This is a genomic window from Legionella rubrilucens (assembly GCF_001468125.1).
Lineage (GTDB): Bacteria > Pseudomonadota > Gammaproteobacteria > Legionellales > Legionellaceae > Legionella_C > Legionella_C rubrilucens.
The window spans coordinates 876333-883296 of record NZ_LNYT01000007.1; the positions used below are offsets into that span (position 1 = coordinate 876333).

A 6964-nucleotide genomic window follows, 5' to 3' on the forward strand; every position below is an offset into this window, starting at 1 on the left:
TTACACATGTTGTCAAAAACCGGCCTATTCAAGCAGAAACATAAGGGATATCGTCTAAACGTTAGTGATTACGATACACTTGTTCCCTATTTTTTTAGTAAACATAAAATAAATTTACGCTACGTTGTTAACGGCACGACATTCATCGGACGCCGGATGATGGCTGAAAATTATTTACAGGTGCAAGCTGAAATTAATGAATACGAAAATGAACAGCTAGCCTATGCTAGACAAATTATTCATCACTGGTCACCCCCGAATGCCTGCATGCCGGGAAAGTACAGGCTCAACCGAAAGAATAATAAGCATTCTGATTTTGAAAGGCACTACCAGGAGTTGTATGAAGCAATTAATGATGAGTTTTTAAATAAAGACGGCCAATTAAAAGAATTATCTGAAGAGAAACAATTACGTTTAAACGCTATTGTAAAAAAGTTGAAGTGCCGTAAGAGATTAGATGAATATCGGCAAAAGGAAATTGCAGAATTATATGAACGAAGAAACAGTGTTTGTCTTAATAAAAGTCAAGCAATAGATGAAGTGAAATCCATCCAAAAATCCCTATCTGATGATGAAGTGGTGGCCTATTTTTTTACAAATAATCGCTGTAAGGGAACTGCTCATTTTGAGACTTTATTAATAAAGCGTGACTCCATCGTTAAGCCGGTTCATTGGTTTTTACACGAAAGTAATATGTTTGAATCAACAGATTTTGATAAATTTTTTATCACGGATTTATCCCCTTTCGTAACATTTACGCTAAGCAAAAAGGACGTTGAGGGTGGATTCGACGAAGACCCCATGAAAAGGCTTCAACCCCAGGTTGACAGTGATTCATGCGGTACTCTAGGAATTTTATATCTAAAAGAATTACTTAAAAATAATAGTGAACAACTACGTGAGTATTCATTTGTAGCTTCCCTTTATTCTGATAAAAATGATTTTGGCTCAATAGACGAGGGCAGGTCTTACAAAAGCTTGTTATTCTTTCCCTCTCCTCATGTATTACGTTATTCTCAATCACGACTTTATAACAGCATTCTCTTGGCAATGGTACAAGGTACAAATGATGAGGAAATTATAGAGTATAAGCACGTTCAATATAAAGTTAAAACCTTACAGGGGATTTTAAAACAGTCTATTGCTGCCGCCATTGAAAAAGATGACCCTGAAGCTGTTCGACTCAAAGATTTATGGTCACGGTTTCCCGACTTCAGAATAAAATGGATAAATTTATATCATAAAATGGACCAGAAACGGCAAAAAATGCAGGATGGCTCCCATAACGTGTATCTAACGAACAAAGCCAGCTCCATGCAAAAAATTCTTGTCGATAGAGCGAAAACTCAAACTTTAGGTATAAAAAATGATGTTGCCAGTAGGAGTAAGGTACCTCCAGACACTCATGAGCCTCCTGGAAGCACCTCGCCAAAATTCATGAGACATAGCAATGATAAACAAAGTATCTGTAAAGTCAGTTATAATCCACTTTATCAGCCCAGATACTCAAAATCCAACCTAACCAGTCAGATGGCTTCTTCCTTCTTTAATCCACATGAACAAGTTTTGATTGTCTACAATCCTCTTTACAGGAAGAGAGGCTCTGGCAAGATATCCAATGCTGAGGAATCTCCCATACAACTCACTGAAGTCAAAAGTAGAATTTGCTAGTAACTTATGAAGAAGCATATTTTACAAAGAAAATCAAAATTTACCGGCATTTAAACCCCGATTTTATAATAAGGCTTAGATGATATACGTGCTTCTAATAGTTGCCGTGATGCAATAATTGAAACAGTATTGTCTGTGTCGATGGCCAACCTTGACGCGATGAAAATCCTATCATTTTTTGCTTGGAAAACTGTTTTCAATGGCATATTAAGCAGGGTATAGATTGAGCATTCTTCAGGGCATCAGTAGATGACCCTTTATTGAGACAAATAAGATTATTTCTTCTTGCTTTAGGTTTTTTGGGGGGGCAGGTGGCTCGGTAATTCCCCTAAAAATAGCTGAGGTGAAAAGTAGAATCTTCTCGTACTCTATGACGAAGGAGATTCTTCATGAAAAGATCAAAATCTACAGACAGTCAGATTCACTCAATTGATCTCCTCCCTGAAAATGGATCCACCCTAAACTGGAGAAATCTGGCAAAATATCAACAAGCAAAAAAAGGTATAAGCCATCATGAAGAGAAGCAAATTTACAGAAGAACAAATTCTGTTTGGGTTGAAGCAGGCGGAACTGGGAACGAGTGTTTCAGAGGTATGCCGAAAGCTGGGAATAAGCGAGGCGACATTTTACATATGGAAGAAAAAATATGGTGGGCTTGGTGCATCGGAACTCAGGAAACTTCGTCAGCTGGAAGATGAAAACAAACGTCTTAAGCAGTTGGTTGCTGACCTAAGTCTTGATGAGCAGATGTTGCAGGATGTTCTGTCAAAAAAGCTTTAAAGCCACGGAAAAAGCGAGCGTTGGCATTGGCTCTTCAGGACAGTTACCGGATAAGCATCCGCAGAAGCTGTGAAGTTCTAATGTTAAGCCGTAGTGTGTATCAGTACCGTTCACGTCGTGGCGAAGATACAGCAGTAAGACATCGTATACGTGAGATAGCCCACACATGGGTACGTTATGGTTATCAACGCATTCATGTTTTATTAAGGCGGGAAGGATGGGTTATCAATCACAAAAAAGTTCACCGCATTTATTGTGAGGAAGGTCTTAATCTTCGCAGCAAGCGTCCGCGCCGTCATGTTGCTGGTGCGCACAGAGAAGAACGATTAATGGCGTCCACTTTAAACGAATGCTGGAGCATGGACTTTGTTTCTGACAATCTGTTTAATGGCAGGAGAATACGGGCTTTAACTATAGTCGATAATTTTAGTCGGGAATGCATGGCTATTCATGTAGGGCCGACTATTCGGGGTGAGGAAGTTGTGAATGTTCTTGAGCAGCTCAGAGTCCTTGATAACAGGCTACCAAAAAGCATCCGGATTGATAATGGCCCTGAGTTTATTTCAAAGACATTAGGCAAATGGGCTTATCAGAATAACGTAACTCTGGATTTCTCAAGGCCCGGAAAACCAACAGATAACGCGTTTATTGAGTCATTTAATGGCAGTTTTAGGGATGAATGCCTGAACAGCCACTGGTTTCTTTCTCTGGAAGATGCTAAAAGAAAAATTGAGGAATGGCGTCAAGATTACAACGATTTTCGGCCCTATTCCTCCCTGAACAATTTGACCCCAAATCAGTTTAGGCAGAAAATCTCGGATGTCAGTTTTTTCTAGTTTTTGACGGCTCTGTTTTTGGGAGAGGATCAAAAGTTTGAACTTACTACAAATTAATGCTGGATCGATTTTGGGGAGAGGATCACTATTACTTAAGCCCTCCAGATTGACTTGGTGTTTTTGCAGCACTTAAAAATAACTCTTCTAATTGTTTATAAGCCTCAAAACCAGGGTATTTTTCACGCTCATCCTGTAATAACTGAAAAGCTGATTTTCCTTTACCCAGCTCTTCACCAGCATGGGGATCAGCACCGTGCTCAATAAGAAAAATTGCCACTTCCATTCCCTCAGCTCCTATATCTTCTCCCCGACCTATTGTTTCTATTGCAAGATGCAAAGGTGAGATAATACTGTCATCCCAATTAACACTTAGTTGATTTGGATCAGCCCCTTTTTCTAATAAAAAGTAAACAAGTTCATTATTACAATGATATACTGAATGAAAAAGAGGTGAGTGATTACCGCTGGTACGAGCATTGATATCAGCCCCATTGTCTAAAAAAAGCTGAATAGCCTTCTTGTCACCTTCAGTTAATTTCCTTTTCCAACAATCAGCAAGGTATAAATGAAACGCGAATTCTCCTTCGCTGTTGGTTGTATTCACCACTCCACCACATTTGATAAAACTGGCTAAAAGTGCATCAATATCTTCAGAACTGTTTCTTGCCCAAATAAACCAGTTAATCAAGGGTTTTTTATCGATTTCAATTTTAGTTATTAAAAGTTTATAAGGGTTTCTTGAAAAAAAATTTTCTATATCTTGGGGAGAGCCTTCCGCAAGGATACTTTTTACAAGAAACTCCTCACTCTCCGGATTGGATGCTTGCAATTGCAACCATACTTCAGAGCTCTGCAGCTCAGTCATTCCTTGATTAAATGGTTGAAGCGCCTTTGCATCAGTTAGCAGAGGATTGATGTAAAGCGGTTTAGCGATCCAACCTTCAAATTTTTTCCCTTGAGTAAATTCTTTTAATATTTCAGCTGCTAGCTCATCTTCTTTCCCAAGAGGAAAACGTTTGATTTGATGATCCATAGAATCGGCAAATAACCATTCTTTTTTGTTCGGATCAAAACCCACCGCAATTGCATGTTGTGGGTTGTCTCCATAGCCGTTTACGTGGATTTCACCAGCAAATTCAAACGACACTGGAGAAATCATAGGGGGTATTTTTTTTGCTATCGCAGATAAAGCCTGGCTTAAAGCGCGGTGGTCAAAAATACCGGTGATTGCGTTGCCATGATGAATTTTTTTACCCTTCTTTTCAAGATTAACTGGAGTAAGTAATCCCATGACTAGGCGCGCATTTTGCTCTGTAATCCTAGGTACATTAGAGGGGTAGATGGAAGAGATATCATGGAAAACGGCCACTGTATCAAAATAGGCTTGGCTTTGAAGAACGGCGCTCTCTTTATTAATAAAAATAGTTTGTACAGAATGCGTAAACTCTAAAACAAGATCCTGTTTCAATCTTTCCAATTTATTGAAGTCGGTCTTATCCTTCGCAAATCGGCTTTTTTGTAACATTGCAATCAAGACACCGATATAATCATCTGGATCACTGTTCAAGTTTGGTGGGGGATAAGGATTATATATTTTTAGCAAACTTTCTTTTGTATGTTCTTCAAGCCTCCGATATATTTCAGATAATTTAATCGAGCGCTGATTAAATGTATCTGTCTCTTCCCCAAGCATCGCCAATTGCGCCGAATAAGCATAACCGTAACAAAGGCCCTTGGGAGATGAAGGATAACCAAGGATAATCATCAGGTTCATTAATTCCCGCATACTTAAATAAATATCACCTTTGTTGGCACTCATAAGTGTTTTCCTCAGGTTGGCTTTGACAGAAATTTGCTTATTAAACACAGCGCCCATTAGTTAACTATAGGATAAAAGAGACAAATGTTTGGCGAATTGCAAGCGTCGTTATCTATCATGAGAGTTTTCCTTTGGTTTTAGCTAAAGTACACACTTCTATCCAATCGGAAACCCTCATCTTTTCAGGTAGTTGTGTCAAATTAGGTTGAAACTGATTCAGATTGGTAATCCCCCCTCAAAATAACTGCTGTTAAAAGTAGAATTTTCTCGTACTCTATGACGAAGGGGATTCTTCATGAAAGATCAAAATTTACAGATAGTCAGATCCTCTCCATTCTAAAACAAGCTGAGAATGGCACTCCTATTTCACAACTATGCCGAGAGCATGTCATTAGTGCGGCTACTTTTTATAAATGGCGCGCAAAATATGGTGGTATGGACACGTCGATGATGTCTCGTCTAAAAGAACTGGAAGCTGAAAATAGCCGTCTTAAAAAAATGTACGCTGAAGAACGCTTAAAAGCGGAAATCCTTAAAGAGGCTATTGAAAAAAAGTGGTAACACCGTCACGCCGAAAAGAATTGGCGAAAAAGGCGGTGACCCATAAGGATATTTCTATTCGATTGGCGTGTGAGTTGTTTGGCATCAGTGAAACCTGTTATCTCTACGAAGCTAAATTAAATGGCGAAAACGCCCTGATAGCAAATTGGTTGTTGCGATTAGCACAGAACCAGCGTAATTGGGGTTTTGGCCTCTGTTTTTTATACCTTCGTAATGTGAAAGGATTTGTCTGGAACCATAAGCGTGTTTATCGAATCTATCGGGAATTAGAGCTCAACATGCGGATAAAACCGAAAAAGCGGTTAATCAGGGAAAGCCGGAAGCATTGGTGGTGCCTACTGCAATCAACGAATGTTGGTCGATGGATTTTATGCATGATCAATTAGACAATGGGCGTTCTTATCGATTATTAAACCTTCTTGATGATTTCAATTGCGAAGGCCTTGCTATTGAGGTGGATTTTTCCTTGCCGGCAGAACGTGTTGTAAGGACCCTTAATCAGATCATTGAATGGCGCGGTAAACCAAGACAGATCCGTTGTGACAATGGATCTGAATATATCAGTAAGGTGCTGGAACAATCGGCTAATAAAAATCAGATTCAATTAGTTTTTATTCAGCCAGGAAAACCACAGCAAAATGCTTATCTCGAGCGCTATAACCGTACTGTTAGATATGATTGGTTAAGCCAACATTTATTTGAAAGCATTGCTGAAGTACAGCTACATACGACACAATGGCTATGGACGTATAACAATGAACGGCCTAATACTGCCATCGGAGGGATTCCTCTAAAGCAGAAATTGGCACTAGTTGCCTAATCGTCTACTTTTAGCTTCGGTTAAATATGGGGGGATTACCCTTCAACCGGCGGTGTAGAGTGGACCAATTGGAATAAGATGCGACCGTATCGTATCGTTCACCCAGCAATTACAGGATAAGGTCCTTACCGAACTTAAGGATGGCAAAGGAATCATCGATGCTGTAGGCTATCGTATAGTGCCTGCCTTATTAAGTAATCAACATTTCTCTTAATAAGCGGCAGAATTTGTTATTCCACCTCTTAAATACCGGCAACTGTCAGATCAAGTTTGAACTACTACAACTTATATGGATGCTCAAAAATTGGTTCACAGAACCTAATTCAATTTAACATTGCTTTTTTGAGAAGCTATTGTTAGTGAAGGACGCAAGATGTAAAATTCAAAATTGGAGTCTGTCCGGAATTCTGTGTAACTAGCCGTCCTGTTATCGGGTAACTCTATCGCCGAATTCGATCATGAAGCGATTCATAGCTG

The 6964-nt window shown here is 39.3% G+C and carries 3 protein-coding genes and 1 pseudogene; 3 read left to right on the plus strand and 1 reads right to left on the minus strand.

The window, feature by feature from the left end:
• Nucleotides 1-6: 6 nt before the first annotated feature.
• Nucleotides 7-1671 carry a hypothetical protein gene (locus tag Lrub_RS07445; protein WP_058531527.1) on the plus strand — a complete coding sequence of 555 codons (1665 nt, stop codon included), beginning with the start codon at nt 7-9 and terminating at the stop codon, nt 1669-1671.
• A 513-nt stretch (nt 1672-2184) separates the two neighbouring features.
• A protein-coding gene (locus Lrub_RS14430; RefSeq protein WP_133134140.1) for an IS3 family transposase occupies nt 2185-3287 on the plus strand; the annotation gives its coding sequence in 2 pieces (ribosomal slippage) (nt 2185-2437 and nt 2437-3287; 1104 coding nt in all).
• Nucleotides 3288-3375: 88 nt separating this feature from the next.
• Here the strand turns inward: Lrub_RS14430 and Lrub_RS07460 are convergent.
• On the minus strand, nt 3376-5106 hold the full coding sequence (locus tag Lrub_RS07460) for an ankyrin repeat domain-containing protein (protein WP_058531530.1): 1731 nt from the start codon (nt 5104-5106) through the stop codon (nt 3376-3378).
• 276 nt (nt 5107-5382) lie between these two features.
• On the opposite strand from Lrub_RS07460, the pseudogene Lrub_RS07470 reads away from it, so the two are divergent.
• A pseudogene (locus Lrub_RS07470) lies at nt 5383-6487 on the plus strand (IS3 family transposase).
• Nucleotides 6488-6964: the final 477 nt, after the last annotated feature.

Excerpts from the sequence above, each read along its gene's own strand:
- Lrub_RS07445 (WP_058531527.1), top strand. The coding sequence starts at position 7 with ATGTTGTCAAAAACCGGCCTATTCAAGCAGAAACATAAGGGATATCGT.
- Lrub_RS07460 (WP_058531530.1), bottom strand. The coding sequence starts at position 5,106 with ATGAGTGCCAACAAAGGTGATATTTATTTAAGTATGCGGGAATTAATG.